The organism is Aquimarina sp. AWH4_224, from assembly GCF_056160245.1.
The window spans coordinates 1-18,533 of sequence record NZ_JBSWWU010000008.1 but is presented as its reverse complement, the minus strand read 5'-3'; the positions used below and the strand labels follow the sequence as shown (position 1 = coordinate 18,533).

At 33.0% G+C, this 18,533-nt stretch carries 20 protein-coding genes; 17 read left to right on the top strand and 3 right to left on the bottom strand.

Annotation, left to right across the window (positions count from 1 at the left end; all coding sequences use genetic code 11):
- Nucleotides 1–80 precede the first annotated feature (80 nt).
- From ACXAGJ_RS15820 to ACXAGJ_RS15810, 3 genes are all read left to right on the top strand, one after another.
- Entirely contained in the window at nucleotides 81–974 is an 894-nt protein-coding gene (locus tag ACXAGJ_RS15820; protein ID WP_474841116.1) for a DUF72 domain-containing protein, read from the top strand.
- Between the two features lie 211 nt (nucleotides 975–1,185).
- Nucleotides 1,186–1,551: a hypothetical protein gene (locus ACXAGJ_RS15815; RefSeq protein ID WP_474841115.1), complete on the top strand. Its 366-nt coding sequence runs from the start codon at nucleotides 1,186–1,188 to the stop codon at nucleotides 1,549–1,551.
- A 76-nt stretch (nucleotides 1,552–1,627) separates the two neighbouring features.
- Nucleotides 1,628–2,737, top strand: a complete 1,110-nt coding sequence (locus ACXAGJ_RS15810) for a DEAD/DEAH box helicase (protein ID WP_474841114.1) — start codon at nucleotides 1,628–1,630, stop codon at nucleotides 2,735–2,737.
- A gap of 13 nt (nucleotides 2,738–2,750) precedes the next feature.
- On the opposite strand, the gene ACXAGJ_RS15805 is transcribed toward ACXAGJ_RS15810, so the two are convergent.
- Together ACXAGJ_RS15805 and ACXAGJ_RS15800 are read right to left on the bottom strand one after the other, a co-directional pair.
- Entirely contained in the window at nucleotides 2,751–3,119 is a 369-nt protein-coding gene (locus ACXAGJ_RS15805; RefSeq protein WP_474841113.1) for a response regulator, read from the bottom strand.
- A complete protein-coding gene (locus tag ACXAGJ_RS15800; RefSeq protein WP_474841112.1) occupies nucleotides 3,116–5,320 on the bottom strand; it encodes a PAS domain S-box protein in 2,205 nt (734 codons plus the stop codon). The genes ACXAGJ_RS15805 and ACXAGJ_RS15800 overlap by 4 nt, the downstream gene beginning before the upstream one ends.
- 289 nt (nucleotides 5,321–5,609) lie before the next feature.
- Here ACXAGJ_RS15800 and ACXAGJ_RS15795 point away from each other — a divergent pair, with 289 nt between their 5' ends.
- The 4 genes from ACXAGJ_RS15795 (at nucleotide 5,610) to ACXAGJ_RS15780 (ending at nucleotide 8,334) form a co-directional block, all read left to right on the top strand.
- Nucleotides 5,610–5,786: a hypothetical protein gene (locus ACXAGJ_RS15795; protein WP_474841111.1), complete on the top strand. Its 177-nt coding sequence runs from the start codon at nucleotides 5,610–5,612 to the stop codon at nucleotides 5,784–5,786.
- Nucleotides 5,787–6,058: 272 nt separating this feature from the next.
- Entirely contained in the window at nucleotides 6,059–6,730 is a 672-nt protein-coding gene (locus ACXAGJ_RS15790) for a DUF4386 domain-containing protein (protein ID WP_474841110.1), read from the top strand.
- Nucleotides 6,731–6,984: 254 nt separating this feature from the next.
- Nucleotides 6,985–7,743, top strand: coding sequence for a hypothetical protein (locus ACXAGJ_RS15785; protein ID WP_474841109.1), 759 nt, complete (start codon nucleotides 6,985–6,987; stop codon nucleotides 7,741–7,743).
- Nucleotides 7,744–7,908: 165 nt separating this feature from the next.
- Nucleotides 7,909–8,334, top strand: coding sequence for a nuclear transport factor 2 family protein (locus ACXAGJ_RS15780; RefSeq protein WP_474841108.1), 426 nt, complete (start codon nucleotides 7,909–7,911; stop codon nucleotides 8,332–8,334).
- A 188-nt stretch (nucleotides 8,335–8,522) separates the two neighbouring features.
- Here the strand turns inward: ACXAGJ_RS15780 and ACXAGJ_RS15775 are convergent, their stop codons facing one another.
- Complete coding sequence (locus tag ACXAGJ_RS15775; RefSeq protein ID WP_474841107.1) at nucleotides 8,523–9,032, bottom strand: GNAT family N-acetyltransferase; 510 nt, start codon at nucleotides 9,030–9,032, stop codon at nucleotides 8,523–8,525.
- A gap of 216 nt (nucleotides 9,033–9,248) precedes the next feature.
- On the opposite strand from ACXAGJ_RS15775, the gene ACXAGJ_RS15770 reads away from it, so the two are divergent.
- The 10 genes from ACXAGJ_RS15770 to ACXAGJ_RS15725 all read left to right on the top strand — a co-directional run bounded on the left by ACXAGJ_RS15770 (nucleotide 9,249) and on the right by ACXAGJ_RS15725 (nucleotide 18,270).
- A complete protein-coding gene (locus ACXAGJ_RS15770) occupies nucleotides 9,249–9,830 on the top strand; it encodes a Crp/Fnr family transcriptional regulator (RefSeq protein ID WP_474841106.1) in 582 nt (193 codons plus the stop codon).
- 64 nt (nucleotides 9,831–9,894) lie between these two features.
- Nucleotides 9,895–10,518 (top strand): FMN-dependent NADH-azoreductase, encoded by a 624-nt coding sequence (locus tag ACXAGJ_RS15765; protein WP_474841105.1) that lies wholly within the window; start codon nucleotides 9,895–9,897, stop codon nucleotides 10,516–10,518.
- Between the two features lie 191 nt (nucleotides 10,519–10,709).
- Nucleotides 10,710–11,972, top strand: coding sequence for a glycosyl hydrolase family 18 protein (locus ACXAGJ_RS15760; RefSeq protein ID WP_474841104.1), 1,263 nt, complete (start codon nucleotides 10,710–10,712; stop codon nucleotides 11,970–11,972).
- A 99-nt stretch (nucleotides 11,973–12,071) separates the two neighbouring features.
- Nucleotides 12,072–12,473, top strand: coding sequence for an ACT domain-containing protein (locus ACXAGJ_RS15755; RefSeq protein ID WP_474841103.1), 402 nt, complete (start codon nucleotides 12,072–12,074; stop codon nucleotides 12,471–12,473).
- 83 nt (nucleotides 12,474–12,556) lie between these two features.
- A complete protein-coding gene (locus ACXAGJ_RS15750; RefSeq protein ID WP_474841102.1) occupies nucleotides 12,557–13,600 on the top strand; it encodes a helix-turn-helix domain-containing protein in 1,044 nt (347 codons plus the stop codon).
- 75 nt (nucleotides 13,601–13,675) lie between these two features.
- Nucleotides 13,676–14,422 carry a type 1 glutamine amidotransferase domain-containing protein gene (locus ACXAGJ_RS15745; protein ID WP_474841101.1) on the top strand — a complete coding sequence of 249 codons (747 nt, stop codon included), beginning with the start codon at nucleotides 13,676–13,678 and terminating at the stop codon, nucleotides 14,420–14,422.
- A gap of 12 nt (nucleotides 14,423–14,434) precedes the next feature.
- The gene (locus ACXAGJ_RS15740; protein ID WP_474841100.1) at nucleotides 14,435–14,869 is read left to right on the top strand and encodes a nuclear transport factor 2 family protein; all 435 of its coding nucleotides are present in this window, start codon (nucleotides 14,435–14,437) and stop codon (nucleotides 14,867–14,869) included.
- An 8-nt stretch (nucleotides 14,870–14,877) separates the two neighbouring features.
- Complete coding sequence (locus tag ACXAGJ_RS15735) at nucleotides 14,878–15,342, top strand: YybH family protein (protein ID WP_474841099.1); 465 nt, start codon at nucleotides 14,878–14,880, stop codon at nucleotides 15,340–15,342.
- 163 nt (nucleotides 15,343–15,505) lie between these two features.
- A complete protein-coding gene (locus ACXAGJ_RS15730; protein WP_474841098.1) occupies nucleotides 15,506–16,822 on the top strand; it encodes a serine hydrolase in 1,317 nt (438 codons plus the stop codon).
- Between the two features lie 269 nt (nucleotides 16,823–17,091).
- Entirely contained in the window at nucleotides 17,092–18,270 is a 1,179-nt protein-coding gene (locus ACXAGJ_RS15725; protein ID WP_474841097.1) for a retropepsin-like aspartic protease, read from the top strand.
- Nucleotides 18,271–18,533: the final 263 nt, after the last annotated feature.

Here is an 18,533-nt window from a genome sequence, read left to right as displayed (position 1 = left end):
TATAGTTTGTCTTCTTAAAAGAGATAGCATAACTAATTAAACCCTATTTTTGTTAATAGCAACTAATTTTTGATATTCTTATGAAATTTGGCAGTGTAGAACGTCCTGAGATCATTGATTTTACTTTACCCAATGATCATTCTGAAACCCCAAGAGTTTTGAAAGAAACGAGTACAAATAACCTATCCGTACACGTAGGGTGTGCCAAATGGAACCGACAAGATCTCAAAGGGTTTTATCCCAGAGGGACCAAAGATGAGCTTGAGTATTACTCGAGGCAATTTAATAGTATAGAGCTCAATGCCACGTTTTATAGAATATTTCCAGAAGATCAGTTCAAGAAGTGGTATGACAAAACCCCAGATGGATTTAAGTTTTTTCCAAAATTAGTACAAAATATTTCTCACCTCAAAAGATTAAATGAGGATGTATATCCATATGTAGATGAGTATCTGGCCAATGCGATACATCTCAAGGAAAAGCTAGGAACCATTTTTTTACAAATGCATGGGAACTTTGCTCCCAAAAACTTTGATCGAGTTGTCAATTTTATTCAGAAATGGCCTAAAGAAGTTCGATTAGCGGTAGAGTTTAGACATACAGATTGGTTTAATGATGAAACCGTAGCCAATGAGTTGTATGATCTTTTAGAAAGACATTCGATTGCTAATATTATAACGGATAGCGCAGGGCGAAGAGATTTATTACATATGCGACTTACCAACGACGAAGCCTTTGTGCGTTATGTAGGCGCAAATCACGATACTGATTATTCCAGGTTGGATGATTGGATCGAGAGATTAGTTGCCTGGAACGGTTACGGAATCAATCATATTCATTTTTTTGTGCACCAGAATATAGAGAAAGAATCTCCATTGTTGTCCGGATATTTTATCCAAAAACTAAACGAAAAGCTGAATTTACAGTTGCATTTGCCTGCTCATTTGTCTAATGAGCCTAGATTATTTGAGTAGGATATATAGTTTTTATATAGGGGTAAGCAGTTTGTCTTACTAATTTCGAGGTTAAAGTGTTAAAAATCAGTTTAAACTTGCATTTAAACGATAATATATGTACTTTGCCGATGAATTTAAAAGTAATTTTGTAAGAATTTATCGATTTAAATTGTACGAATTTACTTTTGAATTGTGAAAAACAAAACTCAATCCCCTAATAATGAGCTATATGACTAAACTTCTACACTATTCTTTCTTATTGGTTTTTATTTTTTTATCCAACCTTGGATTTTCCCAATCGTCAATACCTACTTATCAAACAGCACATCAACATACCCATGAACAGGTTTCCATAAACACCCATTTGGATGCAGATAATGTCATTGTTTTATTAACTAACCTCGAGTTAGAAGCTGAAACTGAACATGATCATTGTAAGGATGTATCCTTATTAGATATTATGTCTTCTGAAAAAGAAGAGGATCTAAATTGCCTTGGAGGTTTTTGTATGGATCATACACACTTTCATAAAAGAGGATTAAATATCAAAAGCAGAAGACAACTTTTCAGATACTTTGTGAAAATTTCTTGCTAAACCATTTTTATGAGTTTGAATTGTATGCGAATAATTATGATTATTCAGTTACTTTTGCACTTTAAACTCGTGAACTATGACGTTTTCAGATTTAGGAGTACCTAAAGACTTCAATAAAGGATTAAAAGAAATGGGTATTGTGGTACCCACAAAAATCCAGGAACAAGCCATACCTATCTTGCTAGAACAGCAAACTGATTTTATAGGTAAAGCACAAACAGGAACTGGAAAAACTGCGGCTTTTGGTATTCCGTTACTCTCCAAAATAGATCCTAACAAAAAACAGGTTCAGGCATTAATTCTAGCACCTACCCGTGAATTAGGACAACAAATCGCCAAACAACTTTTTAAGTTCACCAAGTACACCCATAAAATATTCACAGAATCTGTGTATGGAGGCGAAAAGATAGAACGCCAAATCAGCAGATTAAAGAGACCAACCCATATTATTGTAGCGACCCCAGGAAGACTTATAGATTTGATGGATAAGAAAGTGGTAGATATCTCTCGTGTTCATACTGTGGTTATGGATGAGGCTGATGAGATGCTGAGCATGGGATTCAAAAAAGATCTAACGACTATTTTAAATAAAACTAAAGGGTATCGCAATATCTGGTTGTTTTCTGCCACTATGCCACATAGTCTTAACGAGATTATTAATACCTACGTTGCCAAAAACGCAATTCGAATAGCGGTTGACCGAAAAGATGCTGCAAACAAAGGAATAGATCATCAGTTCGTTATTGGGGAAGATGCAGGGAAGTTGGATACACTCACGTATTTCTTAAAGACGCAAAAGGACAACAGAGGTATTATTTTTACAAAAACTAAGGTCGCAGCAAGAACATTATCAAAACAATTAAAAGCCAAGAATTATGAAGTGGGATTGCTAGAAGGGGAGATGACTCAAAAAGACCGAGATAAGGTGATGCGAGCTTTTAGGAGTAAAAAATTACAGCTTTTGGTATCTACAGATGTGGCAGCACGAGGAATCGATGTAGCAAATTTGGCTTTTGTTGTTCATTATCAACTTCCAGATCAGATAGAATACTATACACATAGAAGTGGTAGAACGGCCAGAGCAGGTAACACAGGACTTTCACTAGCCTTGGTGACAAGAGCTGAGGTAAAAATGATTCGGTCTATAGAGAAAGAACTCGGTATACGATTCGGGCAAGTACGATAGTGTTGTTAGGTAATTAATTTATTGCTAGGGTAGAAATAGCAGATATTAATTTTTCAAAATTTACTGGCTTAGAGAAATAGTTGTCAAATCCTAAACCAAGAAATCGCTGCTCATCTCCAGGCATGGCATAAGCAGTGACTGCAAATACAGGGATGTTTTGAAGGATTTCTAATCTTTTAAATCGTTGTAGTAACTCGCAACCATCCATTTGGTTTAGACCTAAGTTAATATCTACCAAAATAAGATCAAGGTTTTTCTCTCGTACTAGTTTTAGTGCTTCGCTACCATTTTCTGCAATAATAACATTAGAATTATGTTTAGACAACATCTTATCCATCACCATTGCATTTATTTTGTTGTCTTCTACGTAGAGAATATTCATAGGCATTTCGGAATTATAATCGTAAACTCGGTACCCTTGTTTAGCTTGCTTTTTACATTTATTTCTCCTCCTAAGATTTCAATATATCGCTTTGATAAACTAAGGCCAATACCGGTTCCTTCATATTTTCGGCTCAAACCAATACTTTCTTGAATAAAGGGATCAAATATTTTATTCAGGAATTTTTTGCCGATTCCGATTCCGGTATCAATGATATAAATATAAATATTTTTTTTCGACTCTTGGGTGCTAATCTTTACTCTTACACTTCCGGTGTTCGTATACTTAATGGCATTATTAATAATATGATCTATGGCAGTTTTAAATAGTCCTTCGTCAATTAAGGCCTCTGGACTTGACTCGTCCAAATCCAGAAAATAATCAAGGCCTTTGGCTTTTGCGAGATGTTTATGATCCCGATGTGAGGTTTCTACCACATAGTTGATGTCTTGTTTGGTGTACTGTAGATTCTTCTGTATGGTTTCTAGCTCACTAAAACCAGCCAAAGTATCCAAAGTATCTAATAATCGGTCTTGACTTTCCTGAAGATAATCTTTGAGTTGGTCTTTTTCTTCTTTACTATGATCATCTAGTAAAAGTTTGCTAATGGTGATAATTCCATTGAGCGGGGTACGTATTTCATGACTGAAATTAGACAAGATATTCGATTTCAGATCACTTAATTCCTGTTCTTTGATATGCGCGTCTCTAATAGCGATACGAGCCAGTTTTTCTTCGGTAATATCATGAAAAGTGATCAATACCGAATCCGTTTTTAGTTGATCATCAAAAATGGGTATGTATTTAATTTCCAACCATTGATTTACTCCTTTTGGAGTAACCCGTTCTATTTCCTCTTTTACTATTTTTCCTTTAATAGCTTCATTAAAAAAATGAGCAAAAGTGGTTTTGAAACTTATAGGGATGACATCTATAAATTGACAGGTAGATTCTTTTGGATTTACATTAAAATCCCGTTTTATAATTTTTACAGAATCCTCATCCGCCATTAGGATTTCTCCTTTGGTATTCAAAAGTACTACATAGTCCATTCCGTTGTTTACCATAGCCTGAAGTCGTTTTTTATTCTCTTCTATGGTTTTTTCATGTACTTTTCTTTGGTGCACATCGATCAGGTTTCCGATCATACGTATCGTTTCGCCGGTATCATTTTTTCTTCTGAAACCATGGACTTCATAATATCGATACTCCCCAGAGTTATCTTTTAGGCGGTAATGATTAAAATAGTAGTTGTCCGGTTTGTTTAGATTTTCAGAATGTCGTTGCATAGCACTTTCGACATCTTCGGGATGGATCATCTGTCTAAAAGCCTCTTCAGACACCTGGTTTTGATTGCAGGGAAGCCCCAACATTTGTTTAAATTCGGCACTATAGTAGACTTCGTTTTCTGGAATGATATGATCAAAAAGACCAGATTGGATTCCTTTTAGTGCCAGGTGCTTAGTCTCTTCGTTATATTTTAGTTTTTCGATGTAGTTATAGCGTTCGGTAATATCGGCAATAGTTCCATTTACGAAGACCACTTCGTTTTTATAGATCACTGGGTGAGCCACTACTTTTACCCATTTTTCGACTCCTTTGGCAGTGATGATCTTTTCGGTATATTCATAGGGTCTTTTTGTTCTTAGAAGGGTGTCTAAATAGTTTTCTACCCGTGCTCTGGATTCTTCGGGATAAAAACTAGCTCCTAAATCTCGAGTCATTGGTGTATTGGGATCTAAATCCTTAACAAAATAGCACCCCTGAGACCAGTACATCTCCTTACTTTTTGGATTAAAATACCAGGCTCCGGTTTTGGTGAGTTTAGAAATGGTAATAAGTGCTCTATGCTCTTTATACTCCTCGGTGGTGTCTATACCAGCGGCATACACCAAGTTATCGCAAAGCGTAAAATCAAATTTTAAAGACAAGACTCCTGTTTTGCCAGAGGGAAAAGTGAAGGATTCATTGGTCTTTGGCTGTTGTACGGTTAGGTTCGAAATCGTGTCGGTAAATACCTGTACATCATCATCGATTACAAAATCCGTTATGTTTTTTCCTTTTATTCCATCACAACCTTCAGGGAACAAAAGTTCACATCTTTTATTGAACGCAATGATCTTTCCTTCTTGTGAAAAGATAAAGAGAAAAAGCTGCGTTTTTTCTGCAAGAACTTCTAATTGTGCTATGTTAAAAGGCATAGTTCAGGGTATATTTCTCTTAAAGTTACAAAATGATTTCGAATTTAAATTGAGGTTTGCCGTAAAGAAGGGATTTCTATGGGAAAGCCGTAAAATAGGGTAGTATAAAGGTATAGAAACTGTTATGCATCCATAATAAAAGCAATAAACACCTATGCTTTGGAGAGATTTGCGAAAGGGTAATACATCCTTGACTTAGAATTAACATTAGGTGTAGAATTTATTTTGGTTTTGGCAGTTACTATAACCTAAACATAGTTGAGACAGGGAAAAATAAAAAGTAAAAAGAATGAAAGAATCATGTATCAATTGCACCAAAGCAGGATCAGTGGATTACGATGGTGTACTGGCAGAAAGAGTGTATTGTTTAAAGTTAAAAGTAGGTTTTTCTTCAGATTCTAAATGTGATCACTACGTAAAAAAGAGAAAGAAGAAGACTAGTTTGATTATCGCTAAAAGTAGATAGGGATTGTTTATGGTAAGATAAGAACCTTCTGGGAACCAGTTTGTCTTTAGGTTTTTCATTAGGTTTTTTTTTATGTAACCAATTTAATATGTTTAATGTATATCTCATTTTTTAAATTAGTATATATTAATCTTAAGTCACTGCGCATATGTTGTAGACCACTTGGAAAAAGAAGAGGCTCAAGTAACATACTTCCTATACAATCGTCGTATATTTTTAATCTGCTAAGAAGTTTCAAAATTGTCCACTGCTTAGTTTCTAAAAATTGAATCATGGAAAACAAAACAAGTATTGTTAGAAACCTTAGAATTCTTTACCCAATTTGGATGCTTTTTGGAATGTTTGGTATTATGTATGTTCCTTCAGTCTTAATTGATTTTGCCGATCCAATAGCAACATCCGAAAATATTAAGGAAAATATGTTACTGTTTAGACTGGGAATTGCAGGAAGGTTAATCACACAATTGCTTTTTATCATTATCCCTTTTCTTTTTTATCAATTGTTTAAAGATCTGGATAAGACGACATCAACTTTATTGCTTATCCTGGCATTGGTAAGTGTGCCTATCTCAATGGTTAATGAAACCATAAACTTAAGTATTGTTGGACATTTAGAAGATCCTGATAAAATTATTGAAATGCTAACCCTTTATAATCAGAGAATGTATATTTCGATAATATTTTGGGGATTGTGGTTGTTACCTCTTGGTTGGTTAGCGTATAAATTTGACTGGTTTCCCAAATTAATTGGAATTTTCTTGTTTATCGCTGGTTTTGGATATCTTATTAACTCTTTCCTAAAACTAATTTTCCCTGATTTTGATCAACTTAACTTAATTCTGGAGTTAATGACCTTTGGAGAGTTAATATTCATCTTATGGTTTGTAATTCGAGGAATAAAAAAACAAAAGCTTAATGATATATCGCCACAATTAAAGCTGTAGTGAAGGTTACACGAACCCATTGTGGCAATTAAAAGAAGGCGAGACAACCATTAGTGAAAAAGATACGTCTTTGTGTATGTATACATATATCAATCAATAATTATGACAAAAACACTTTGTATTAATTTTATACTGTTTTTTTTACTTGCTTCATTTGCATCTCAAGCACAGGTGATTACGGGTTTTAATAATGTAGAATTCAATGAGTCTCTTTTAAGTGTTCAAAAAAAATATCTGCGATATCCAGTGACGTAGTGATACTAGAAATCATAACACCCAACTTTCCTTTATCTGAAAAAAAGGAAGAACACCTTATTGCTTCGATGGTTGAGCTTGATAGCGGAACTCTAGATAAAGTTGTTTTTACTTTTTCTGATGATAAATTATGTTATATCCAAGCCAAAGGAAATGTAGTTAAAACAATTGCCTCAATATCGAAAAGTGAAGCAAAAAGGTATTTGGATTATACCGTATATGAGCCTGATTTAATATTTATCAATAATAAAAAAGACCTGGCCTGGCAGCTAACACCAGAATCTGTTCATCCGAATTTATTTACTTGGGATAACCCTTATTTGTATACTAAGAATGAAATCAAATATGAGCCTTCTGTAAAAATTCCAGAATTTATCAAGATGGGAGGAAATATTGATGATTTAACCCCTCTTCTGAAAAGTAATAGTTTATTTATTCAAGTTCAAAAATTAGAAAAAAAAGATTCAATTACTAAAACTCAGATAAACTGTTTCGGAGTTGAATATGCTGGCTTCCCCAGAAAATTTGAAGCTCGGTTTGAAAATGGCGAACTCAATATGGTTTGGATTTTAACTGGAAAAGGAGAAGAAAACCGATTACGCAAAAAATTAACTGAAGAATATGGAAAAGCAGTATTCGTTAATGATGATTGGGAAGTTTTTAATAATTGGACAGTGCTTCTGAGAAAAGATAAGCCTGAGATTCTTCTCTTAACTCAAGAACTAGGATTGATGTATAAAAAACAATATTCAAAATAAAAACAGGCTACAATAATGTATAAAAGCAATAGCGGTTTGAGTATAAACTCGAACCGTTTTTGTTTTAAATTAAGTATATTTCAGAAAGAGAAGTAATTCAACGTTTACCTCTTATTAGTTTGATATGATACTGTTATGTGTAATGAACGCTATAAAGAATAAATCATGAAGAAATTAATTTTAATTTTTCTGCTCATATGTTGTTTCAATCTATACTCATATAGTCAGGATAAGGATCAAATAGAAAGAGCAGCGCTGGACTATATTGAGGGTTTTTATGAAGGAGATACAACTAAGATTAAAAGAAGTATTCATCCTAACCTATCCAAATTGGGATATGGTAGCAAAAGCAGTGGGTCCAAAGAGCATATTATGACCTATGATAAAGCCATTGGGTTTGCGGCTGATGTTGCAAATAACCCAAAATGGGCGGCTCCAAAAGATGCCGTAAAGAAGATTGAAATTCTGGATGTACAAGACAAAATTGCTAATGTAAAATTGACGCTTTATTGGGGAATTGATTATTTGCTACTTGTGAAACAAAATGACAAGTGGATGGTTAATAAAGTAGTATGGCAATCTTTGGAGTAATCATTGCAATTTTTATAGGTATATTTCTTATTGGATATAATCAAAGCTTAACTACAAAACACGATTTTTTAGGTGATTTGGATAGAGAGAGGGAGGATTATGAAATGTCATTTTAAAATTAATAGATGACGTTAAATCCGTCTTTACCAATAAAAAATAGGACAAAGAATTATTCTAGAGTTATTCCTTTATAATCTCATCTCAAAAAGACAACAATTAGGTTCCTCTTGATAATGTTGAGGTAGTGAAGCGGTATTGGTAAGCTCAAAAATTCCTAAAAATTCAAACCCTGCAGACGTATAGTGTTTGATTAAGCTTTTGTTATTACCCAGTGTATCTAGTCGAACGTATTTCTTCCCATGTTCCTTTGCATGCATTTTGGCCCAGGTAACCAGCGTATGTATATAACCATTTCCTCTAAAACTAGGATGATTACAAATTCTGTGGATAAAGATCCCATCATTTTGATCCCGATCTCCCCATATTTCTTTGTCGGTATAAGCAATCGCCCAGTTGAACACGATTTGCCCATCTACGATTAATTTCCATTGCCGTCCTTCTTCTATTTCTTGTTGTATAAACTCAGCTTCAAAATGGGGCCATACGACGACATTGTGTTGTATTTGTGTATTCCTGGCTGCTTCATACAATTCCAAAATTGAAGGGATATCAGATAGTTCGCAGTTGTGGATGTTCATGGTTTTTAATTTTAGCAAAGATCGAGGTATTACTAGAAGGGTACAACCCGAAAATTGCTTAGGTAGGGTAAAATTATTAAAATTTTAAGAGTATTTGTTGGTACTATTTAGCATTTAAGATTCTTGTTAAAACATTATCAATTGCTGTAGTTCTTATATTTTCTATCTTTATATCATCAACCCTTGTAACTGCATAATACCTTAGCAAAAAACGAAATGAAAAAGCTTTTGATTAAATCGATTTCAAAACACGTCAAATTAAGTGCAGAGGAAGAAAATTTAATGGAGACATATTGGAGGGAGAAAATCCTTGAAAAAGGGGATTACTTATTGAGAAATGGAGAAGTTTGCCGAAGCGATAATTATGTGGTTAATGGAATATTAAAGGCTTTTTATATAAATTCTGAAACAGGGAAAGAGGAAATTCTATATTTTGCAATTGAAAACTGGTGGGCGACAGATATTGATAGTTTTCAAAAACAAAAACCTTCCGTTTACAATATTCAAGCCATCGAAAAGACTACATTACTTCAGATTAGCCATAATTCTTTTGAAGAAATGTTGAAAGAAATTCCAAAACTTGAACGCTTTTTTAGAATAATCCTTGAAAATTACATTGGCAGTTTACAGCGCCGAATAATCATTAACAAAGTACTTGACACAGAACAACGATATATAGCGTTTTTGGAAAATTATCCAAAAATTGCCGAAAAAGCACCCAACTATCTTATTGCGTCTTATTTGGGGGTTACTCCCGAATTTTTGAGCAGAGTTCGTAAAAAACTTCAAGCATCTTAAACTACATCAATTTTTTTCATTTTTCGAATCCAGAACTTTGTTTCATAATCAAAATTTAAAGAATATGAATAAGGTTTTAATTATCAACGCAAGTGTAAGAAAGGAAAATTCACATAGTCGAAAACTTACACAACTTTTTGAGGATAAATGGAAAAAGAAAAATCCAAAGGATATTTTTACATATCGGGAAGTTGGATTAGAAGAAATCCCACCCATAAATGAAAAGTGGATCGCCAGCGCATTTATAAGACCTCAAGATAGAACCGAAAAAAATCAATCAGGCGTGGCATTTAGTAATCAGTTAGTCGAAGAATTTAAGATGCATAATATTTATGTAATTGGAACACCAATGTATAATTGGTCAATTCCTAGCGGACTAAAATCCTATATCGACCAACTTATGCGAATCAATGAGACCTGGAAATTTCGTTCAGGAAAACCCGATGGCGATTATATGGGACTACTCAAAAATAAAAAAATGTTCATTTTTTCAAGTCGAGGGGATTCTGGATATGGGGAAAGTGAAAAAAATGCGCATATGAATTTCCAGACGACATATCTCAAATTTGTGTTTGGAATAATGGGAATAGAGGATATTTCAATACTATCATTGGATAATGAGGAGTTTGGCGGGGAATTATTTGAGAATTCTAAAAAAGAAATCTATAAAAAAATAGAACAGATTTAAAAAATAGTAGTAACCATGACTGTTGGTAATAGTATTTTTAATTCTTGCTGATATCATTTATCATAAAAAAATGTTTTTGCTTTAAATGCCAAATCAAAAGTAGTTTTTGTAAATTCAGTATTAGTTTAAAATTGAAAAATTATTCAATTAAATCTGCTACTTTTTAGATATGCAACGCTATATAACATTCGATGAAAATATTTTTAATTACTATTATTTCAATGCTATTACTAGTAGGATGTGGTAATGATAGCACAGCTGAAAATAAGAATACAAATTCAGAGTTAGATAACTTCGATTTTATCAGTCAACGACATTTACATGAAAAGAAATTTGAAGGATTTAATTTCGAAACGGAACAGCAATGGGATAGTCTCAATACTATTTCACCAAAAAAAGTATTGCTCAAAAAAGGAAAAATTCATCCAGATATACGCACATTTGGTTGGCACACTTATTCCAATGGTTCTTCCTGGAAAAATTATAATTTTTCTATGCTATGGGGTATTTCTTATTTTTCTTATAGCATACAACCGGAAACAGGAAGCTATAAAACTATCCATCAATGGAAAACTACTGCTTTGATCGATAGTGCCAAGGTATCTAATTGTAAAGTATTTCTTTCTATCTCTAATTTTGGAAGTGAGAATAATGCTATTTTTCTTAAAAACCTTAAAGCTCAGAATACTCTTATCGATAGCGTTTCAAATTTATTAGCGTTAAGATCAGCAGATGGGATAAACATCGATTTCGAAGGTGTATCCAAAAAAGATAAAACAAGCTTTACCAAGTTTATTATTGAAATTTCAAATAGACTAAAACAAAAGAATCCAAACTACAAGATATCTCTCTGTCTGTACGCAGAAGATTGGAACGCTATTTTTGATATTCCAACGATTGATCCTTACGTAGATTTTTATACGTTAATGGGGTACGATTATTATGGTAGGTTTAGCAAAATCACTGGGCCAGTGACCCCATTTAATCAAAGTCAAAAATTTGGGAAAGGGTTAAAAAACTCTATTCAGTATTACAAAAATAAGGGAGTTCATTTCAATAAGTTAATCGTTGGATTACCTTATTATGGTGCTCAATGGTCTACCAAAAAATCGTTCCCAGGGGCAACGGTATCAAAATTTATAGACCATCCACCATACAAAAGGATTAAGAAATTCTATATAGATTCATTACAAACTCCAGTACAATTTGATTCCATAAGTTCTTCAACCTATTTGGTTGTTAAAGAAAATGACGATGAATTTCATCAGCTTTTTTTCGAAGATGAGAAATCACTTTCGATCAAATATGATTGGATAAAGAAGAATCGATTGGGTGGTGTAGGAATTTGGGCCTTAGGTTATGATAATGGATATGCTGAGTTGTGGGATCTTTTAGCTGAAAAATTTTCAGAAGAACAAAATATTGATTTGTACCAGGACAATAGCCCCGATTAAAATATATGTTTATTAAATTTATGTCGAGCTATTTTGACTTGTTCTGTTTGAATAGAGAATATGTGGTAGCTTTTTACACAAATACAAAGCGAATATGAAATGGCAGGCGAAAAAAGATTATCTGAATTAATAAAAGGAATGAAACCCAAACTAAATGATGGAGAGTATGTTTTTTCGTCAATAGACGATATTAGTAAAATTAATCTCAACGATACTATTTGTAAGTTTAACGAAGAAGAAGGAACAACAATAGTGATAGAGAAAGGAAAGGCTGATGAACTGAACTTGGATTATGAATATGTTGCTTCGTGGATCACTCTTATGATTCACTCATCACTGGAAGCTGTTGATTTAACAGCAATATTTTCGACAGAATTGGCAAAACACAACATAAGTTGTAATGTTATCGCTGGGTATTATCACGACCATATCTTTGTTGACAAAAGTGATGCTCATAAAGCCATCGAAGTACTATCTAAGTTATCCAAGGATGAACAATAAAATAGAAAAGTACGGTAATATTTTGCGCTGCAACAAGACATATATTAAACGATGTAATTGAAACTTGAAACAAACTCGTATTTATGAATTTTGAAAGTCAAATTATCTTTTTCTTTAGCGCTTTAGGGGCTTTCAATGGCTTTCTTCTTTCTTTATATTTTGCATTTACCGCAAAGACCAAAAAATTCTCAAATTATTTTCTGGCTTTCTTGCTTTTGGTGTTGAGCATTAGAATCATCAAATCGGTTTTTTTTTATTTTAATCGTGAGCTATCTAATATTTTCATTCAAATTGGGTTATCGGCCTGTATGTTGATAGGCCCTTTTTTATTTCTCTATCTAAAAAAATATACCGAGAAAGAAAGAATAAATTGGGCAATTCATGTCATACCATTTTTGATTGGAATATCTATTCTTGGAATATACTATCCCTATGTAGGACACCGAAAGATTTGGAGCCAATGGATAGTAAAAGGTATCTATTTTCAATGGTTGGTCTACATTATTTTATCCTATAAATTTATCAAGCCTATCATTCAAAAGCTAAAAACCAAAGACAAACTAAAAAACATTGATATTTGGCTACTAAGTATTTATTTTGGAGTTGGTTTTATTTGGTTAGGATATAACATTGGCGCATACACCTCATATATAGTGGGAGCGCTATCATTTTCATTTGTTTTGTACCTAATAGTACTGCTGCTTATTTTTAAAAGTAATAAACAGCCCACTTTTTTTGAAGAAAAGGAAAAATACAAAAACAAAGATATCGAAGATAGAATACTAGGAGAAATAGAGACTGGTTTATCAAAAATTGTGGATAACGAACTATTTCTTGACCAGCATTTAACTCTTGCAAAAATAGCAGGAGAGCTGGGCGTACCAAAACACATTTTGTCTCAGTATTTGAACGAAAGATTGGAAAAATCTTTTTCAACATTCATCAATGAGCTACGGGTAGAAAAGGCGAAGGAGTTACTGCACAAAAAAACTAACTTCACCATAGAAGGTATAGGTTATGAAAGTGGCTTTAAATCGAAATCAACTTTCTTTACCGCCTTCAAAAAAAATACTGGACAAACACCTTCAGAATACCAAAAAAACATAGGTTTTAGTTCGGTTTTATAAATCCGAACTACTCTTTGATTATTCTGCCTCTATTACTCGATTCCGTTTTTCATATTTGCTCAAAACAAGAGAAATATGAAAAAAAACCTGCTCTATTTTTTAGGTGTTTTACTATTAGCGAACTGCTCAAAACAAGAAAACAATAGGCGTATTCTTATCGTGACTTCAAATCAACATACCTATGGCAATAGCGAAATTAATGCTTCAAATCATTTTGCAGAAATAGTTGTGGCGTATGACATTTTTGTAAACAACAACTTTTCGGTCGATGTTATCAGTCCCAAAGGAGGGGCAATTCCGATAGGATATATCTCAACTTCAGATTCGATCCAAAAGAAATATATCTACAACAGTGAATTCATGAATGTCCTAAAAAACACCAAAAAACCAAGTGATATTAATCCAAGCAACTATGTGTCTATATACTATAGCGGTGGTGGAGCTGCCATGTTCGGCGTTGCTGAAAATACTGAAATAAAAAATATTGCAGAACAAATTTACAATCAAAATGGGATCATTTCGGCGGTCTGTCATGGAACAGCAGGAATTGTTAACCTACAAGATAAATATGGTAATCCACTCTACCAAAATAAGAAAATTAGTGGTTATCCGGACTTATTTGAAAATAGGGGAGCAGCATATTACAAGACATTCCCTTTTTCAATCGAGAAAAAAATCAAAGAAAATAATGGGAACTTTTTATATTCAGATCAGCGACAAGATAACTTTTATGTAATAGATGAGAATTTTATTACTGGTCAAGATCCATCCGCTACAAAGTCCGTGGCGCAACAAGTGGTCAACATTCTAATAAACAAATAAACACTTTTACAAATGAAAAAAATAATTTTTACAACACTTTTACTTTTTGCATTCGGTGCAGCTAATAGTCAGAAACAGAGCCCATCCGAAATTCAAAAAATCTCAGAAACCATTATGCTATATATTGATGGTACCGCTAATGGAGAACCCGATAAGTTAAAAAAAGCTTTCCATCCCAAGTTTAATCTCTATTCTGTTACTCAAGAAGATAGTTTACGCGTTTGGGATGGCAATAACTATATAAGCAGGATAAAGGAAGGGCAAAAAAGCAACAGAATAGGACGTATTGTTGCTATAGATTATGATCAAAATGTAGCAACGGCCAAAGTAGAAATCATTATGCCTAACCGTAGGGTAGTTACTGATTACTTTATGTTGCTTAAATATCAAGGTGCGTGGAAAATCATTCACAAAAGTTATACAATTAAGAATTTAGTGCAACCATAATGTACGATATGAAAAACATAATGTATACCGCCAAAATTTTGGTCATATTGACGTTGTCATCCATTAGCTCTTATGCTCAACAGTTTAATGGTAACAGAGACGATATTGATGTTATCCTTAAAAACACGGCTCAGTTTTCTGCTTATGTAATGGCTTCAGACTATCAAGGGATTTCTAATAGTTATACCGCAGATGCTAAGATCTTTCCAAATAAATCCAAAATTCTATCTGGAGATACTATTGTAGAATATTGGACTTTACCAGTAGGCATATCGACTCCATATCATAAGATTATGCAAGAAGAGATTACTATTGTAGGTAATACAGCTTATGATTATGGTTATTATGAGGGGAAAACCAAACACAAAGACGGTAGCATTTCTGCTTGGACGGGTAAATATGTTATTGTTTGGAAAAAAGTGGATACCGATTGGAAAATGTATCTGGATATCTGGAATTCAACTACTCGGTAGTTTTTTAGATAAAAAAACTATAAAGTTTAAAAAGAGCTCTAATAGCTCTTAATAAATCAGCTCATCAAACCAAATTAGTCATATGACCAAATATATCATTTTCATCCTTTCAATATTCTTTTTGGGATGTAACAGCTCAAAAAAACAAGAAACTCAACCTCTTTTGAAATACAATAAAACTATTGATTCGCTAATGCAGATTAGTTATAAGAGAGGAATTTTTAATGGCAATGTATTAGTAACAAGAAATGATTCTATTGTGTATCAAAACTCATTTGGATATACAGACGGTTCATCAACTACTGGACTCACAAAAAAATCTATCTTTTGTCCTGGTTCAATTGCAAAGGAATTTGTTGCAGTATCTATTATGATGTTAATTGAGAAAGGGGAATTGCATTTGGATGATACACTTTCTCGATTTGATTTAGGTTTACCAAATTGGTCAGAAAAGATAACTATCAAGCATCTCTTAAACTATGTAGGTGGGCTTCCTCAAATTGATTATGATAATGTAAAGAATGAGAAAGATATTTTAGAAGATTTACAAGGAGTAACGAGTTTACTATTTGAACCAGGTACAGATTTTCATTACAATCTTAATAGTATTTTTCTTCAGCAAAAGATTATTGAAAAGGTTACGAAAAAAACGTTTCAAGAATTTGCGAAAGAAAGTATTATCATTCCTTTGGGGATGAAAGATGCAGTTTTTGACCCTGATTTTGATTACCCAAATAGAACTAGAAGTTTTGATATCTATAAGCAAAATTCGCTTGAAATTTATATGATAAAAGGTATTTTATGGACAAGCATAGAAGATTTGAATATATGGATTACAGCTTTACATCATAACAAGCTAATTTCAAGAGAATTATTAAAATCCTTATTGAAGAATCAGTATTTTGAAAACAGAAAGGCAATTCTAGGAGGTACGGATGATTCATACACTATGCATAGACATGGCGGAGAATCCTATCAGTTTGGATCAGTTTTCATTAGTGAGTTCGAAAATGACCTCAATGTTATTTTAATGTCTAATCATAAAAATCAGGTGTGGGAAATAGGGCATTCTGTTTTTGATATTATGAAAGACAAAACGTTCATTTTACCTAAAAAATCGATATATAGAGAAATTAGAAAAAAGTGTTTAGAGGATATCAATGAAGGAATCCAATATTATTACGCTTTAAAGGAGAGTGATCATGACATTTACAGTTTTGAAAACCCGAACGAATTGAATAGTCTTGGCTATGATTTATTGTCATTAGAAAAAATAAGCCAGAGTATTGAAATATTTAAATTAGCTGTTTCCGAATTTCCTAACAATGCCAATGCATATGATAGTTTAGGGGAAGCCTACTTCACAGATAAACAATATGACCTGGCGTTATTAAACTATAAAAAATCGTTAGAACTAGATCCAAAAAACACAAATGCGAAAGAGATGATGAAAAAGATAAAAAACAACATTACAAAATAACGTACGGGGGGCTAAGACCTGGGAGATTTTTCGATAATCTTTCTGGATGACTTAACATGTTGTTTTTGATGTCTTTTTGGAAGCCAAAAACTCAGTTAATCGCCGAGGTTTTTGTCTAATAATATTTTGAAATAAAATGAGGTAATTATACTTCCTATAGTTAGGATATATAATTACCTTTAGTAACTATACACCTACCTTGGCAACAATTTTCAAACCCAAGCAACCAATGATCAAAGAAATGCGTCTATTAAAATAAACAACCTTTTATGAAAAAAATATTATTACTCGCATTACTTATCTTTTCAAATAGTCCTGTACAGGCTAATCTTAACCCAAACTCAACAAGTCCAATTCTCAAAGAAATACCTTTTGATTTCTCTCAAAATCTACCTATCATAGAAGTGAATATAAAAGGAAACAATTACAGATTTCTTTTTGATACCGCGGCCGCACATACCGTTGTTTCTGAACATTTATTTACAGAATTAGGCTTAAACGTTATAAAGAAACAATCGATAGCGGACTCTAACAACAACATTACCCAATTAAAGGTTTGCGAAATTGATGCTATGTCCCTTAATGGAATTAATTTTCAAAATAAGCTTGCGGTGGTTACCGCTTTGGATAAATCTTATAAAATTGGGTGTCTAAATATTGATGGTGTTTTTGGCAATGATGTAATGAAAGATTACTTCTGGGGGATCGATTATAAAAAACAAATCATCACACTTACTGATGACAAATTTTTGTTTAATATACCTGAAGAGGCACACATTATTAAGTACAATACAGCAAAACACAGTTTTACACCCAAAGTGGTACTTAAGATAGATGGGAAAAAAGTGAAAAATCTCTCATTTGACACGGGTTATAACAAAAGTGTTTTTTTGAACAAGTCTTTTATCAGCGACCCATTAAATATGGAATCTACAATAACCTATTATGGTTCAAGCAGCGAAGGTCTTTTTGGCGGAGCCAAGCCGAAGATATTTTATAGATCAATGCTAAAAAACGTACAAATGGGAAGCTTAAAGGTCGATAAAGCTTTGGTAACCTTAAATGACGGAAAGCCTAGGATAGGTAATGATTTTTTTAAAGATTACAAGGTCTATCTCGATTTTGAGGATAGTAAAATTTATCTCGTCGGTTATTCAGAATCAGTTGAAGAGAAAGTTTTTAATTCCTTTGGGTTATCATACATCGTTACGGATAGCAGTTTAAGGATTAATACTATAATTAAGGACTCAAGTGCAGACAAAAACGAATTAAAAATCAATTACGAAATCTTAGAGATTGATTATTTGACTGTGAGTTCAGAGATAAAAGACAATCCTTGTATTTTTTTAAAAGAAATTTTCAAAGAGAAAGAAACGATTTTAGTAAAGTATAAAACACCTGAAGGAACTAAAGGCAGCGTAGTGCTAAAAAAAGAAAAATTACTATAAACAAGCTGTTGCTAACAATGGTAACCGTTGCACAAGCCCATAAAACATCAAAAAGCAACCAATAATCTTGAGTATAAGTCCTGATTTTCTGGGAAGACAGATTAATATTAGTCAATATTAAACCTACGTTAGACCGCTTATTTCATGCTTAAAAAGGCATTTTGATGGAAAAATATGAGCAATATAGCTTCCTAGCTTACTTATTGGGTTTTTATTGATGAATTTTAGGTATTTCTTCAAGTTATAGGCTATTGCCGCCAAAT

What these genes read in the sequence shown, in the direction of transcription:
- ACXAGJ_RS15820 (WP_474841116.1), top strand. Translation starts at nt 81, where the DNA reads ATGAAATTTGGCAGTGTAGAACGTCCTGAGATCATTGATTTTACTTTA.
- ACXAGJ_RS15740 (WP_474841100.1), top strand. Translation starts at nt 14,435, where the DNA reads ATGAAAAAAATAATTTTTACAACACTTTTACTTTTTGCATTCGGTGCA.
- ACXAGJ_RS15805 (WP_474841113.1), bottom strand. Translation starts at nt 3,119, where the DNA reads ATGAATATTCTCTACGTAGAAGACAACAAAATAAATGCAATGGTGATG.
- ACXAGJ_RS15755 (WP_474841103.1), top strand. Translation starts at nt 12,072, where the DNA reads ATGGCAGGCGAAAAAAGATTATCTGAATTAATAAAAGGAATGAAACCC.
- ACXAGJ_RS15810 (WP_474841114.1), top strand. Translation starts at nt 1,628, where the DNA reads ATGACGTTTTCAGATTTAGGAGTACCTAAAGACTTCAATAAAGGATTA.
- ACXAGJ_RS15750 (WP_474841102.1), top strand. Translation starts at nt 12,557, where the DNA reads ATGAATTTTGAAAGTCAAATTATCTTTTTCTTTAGCGCTTTAGGGGCT.
- ACXAGJ_RS15775 (WP_474841107.1), bottom strand. Translation starts at nt 9,032, where the DNA reads ATGAACATCCACAACTGCGAACTATCTGATATCCCTTCAATTTTGGAA.
- ACXAGJ_RS15800 (WP_474841112.1), bottom strand. Translation starts at nt 5,320, where the DNA reads ATGCCTTTTAACATAGCACAATTAGAAGTTCTTGCAGAAAAAACGCAG.
- ACXAGJ_RS15790 (WP_474841110.1), top strand. Translation starts at nt 6,059, where the DNA reads ATGGAAAACAAAACAAGTATTGTTAGAAACCTTAGAATTCTTTACCCA.
- ACXAGJ_RS15770 (WP_474841106.1), top strand. Translation starts at nt 9,249, where the DNA reads ATGAAAAAGCTTTTGATTAAATCGATTTCAAAACACGTCAAATTAAGT.
- ACXAGJ_RS15725 (WP_474841097.1), top strand. Translation starts at nt 17,092, where the DNA reads ATGAAAAAAATATTATTACTCGCATTACTTATCTTTTCAAATAGTCCT.
- ACXAGJ_RS15780 (WP_474841108.1), top strand. Translation starts at nt 7,909, where the DNA reads ATGAAGAAATTAATTTTAATTTTTCTGCTCATATGTTGTTTCAATCTA.
- ACXAGJ_RS15760 (WP_474841104.1), top strand. Translation starts at nt 10,710, where the DNA reads ATGAAAATATTTTTAATTACTATTATTTCAATGCTATTACTAGTAGGA.
- ACXAGJ_RS15735 (WP_474841099.1), top strand. Translation starts at nt 14,878, where the DNA reads ATGAAAAACATAATGTATACCGCCAAAATTTTGGTCATATTGACGTTG.
- ACXAGJ_RS15745 (WP_474841101.1), top strand. Translation starts at nt 13,676, where the DNA reads ATGAAAAAAAACCTGCTCTATTTTTTAGGTGTTTTACTATTAGCGAAC.
- ACXAGJ_RS15795 (WP_474841111.1), top strand. Translation starts at nt 5,610, where the DNA reads ATGAAAGAATCATGTATCAATTGCACCAAAGCAGGATCAGTGGATTAC.
- ACXAGJ_RS15765 (WP_474841105.1), top strand. Translation starts at nt 9,895, where the DNA reads ATGAATAAGGTTTTAATTATCAACGCAAGTGTAAGAAAGGAAAATTCA.
- ACXAGJ_RS15815 (WP_474841115.1), top strand. Translation starts at nt 1,186, where the DNA reads ATGACTAAACTTCTACACTATTCTTTCTTATTGGTTTTTATTTTTTTA.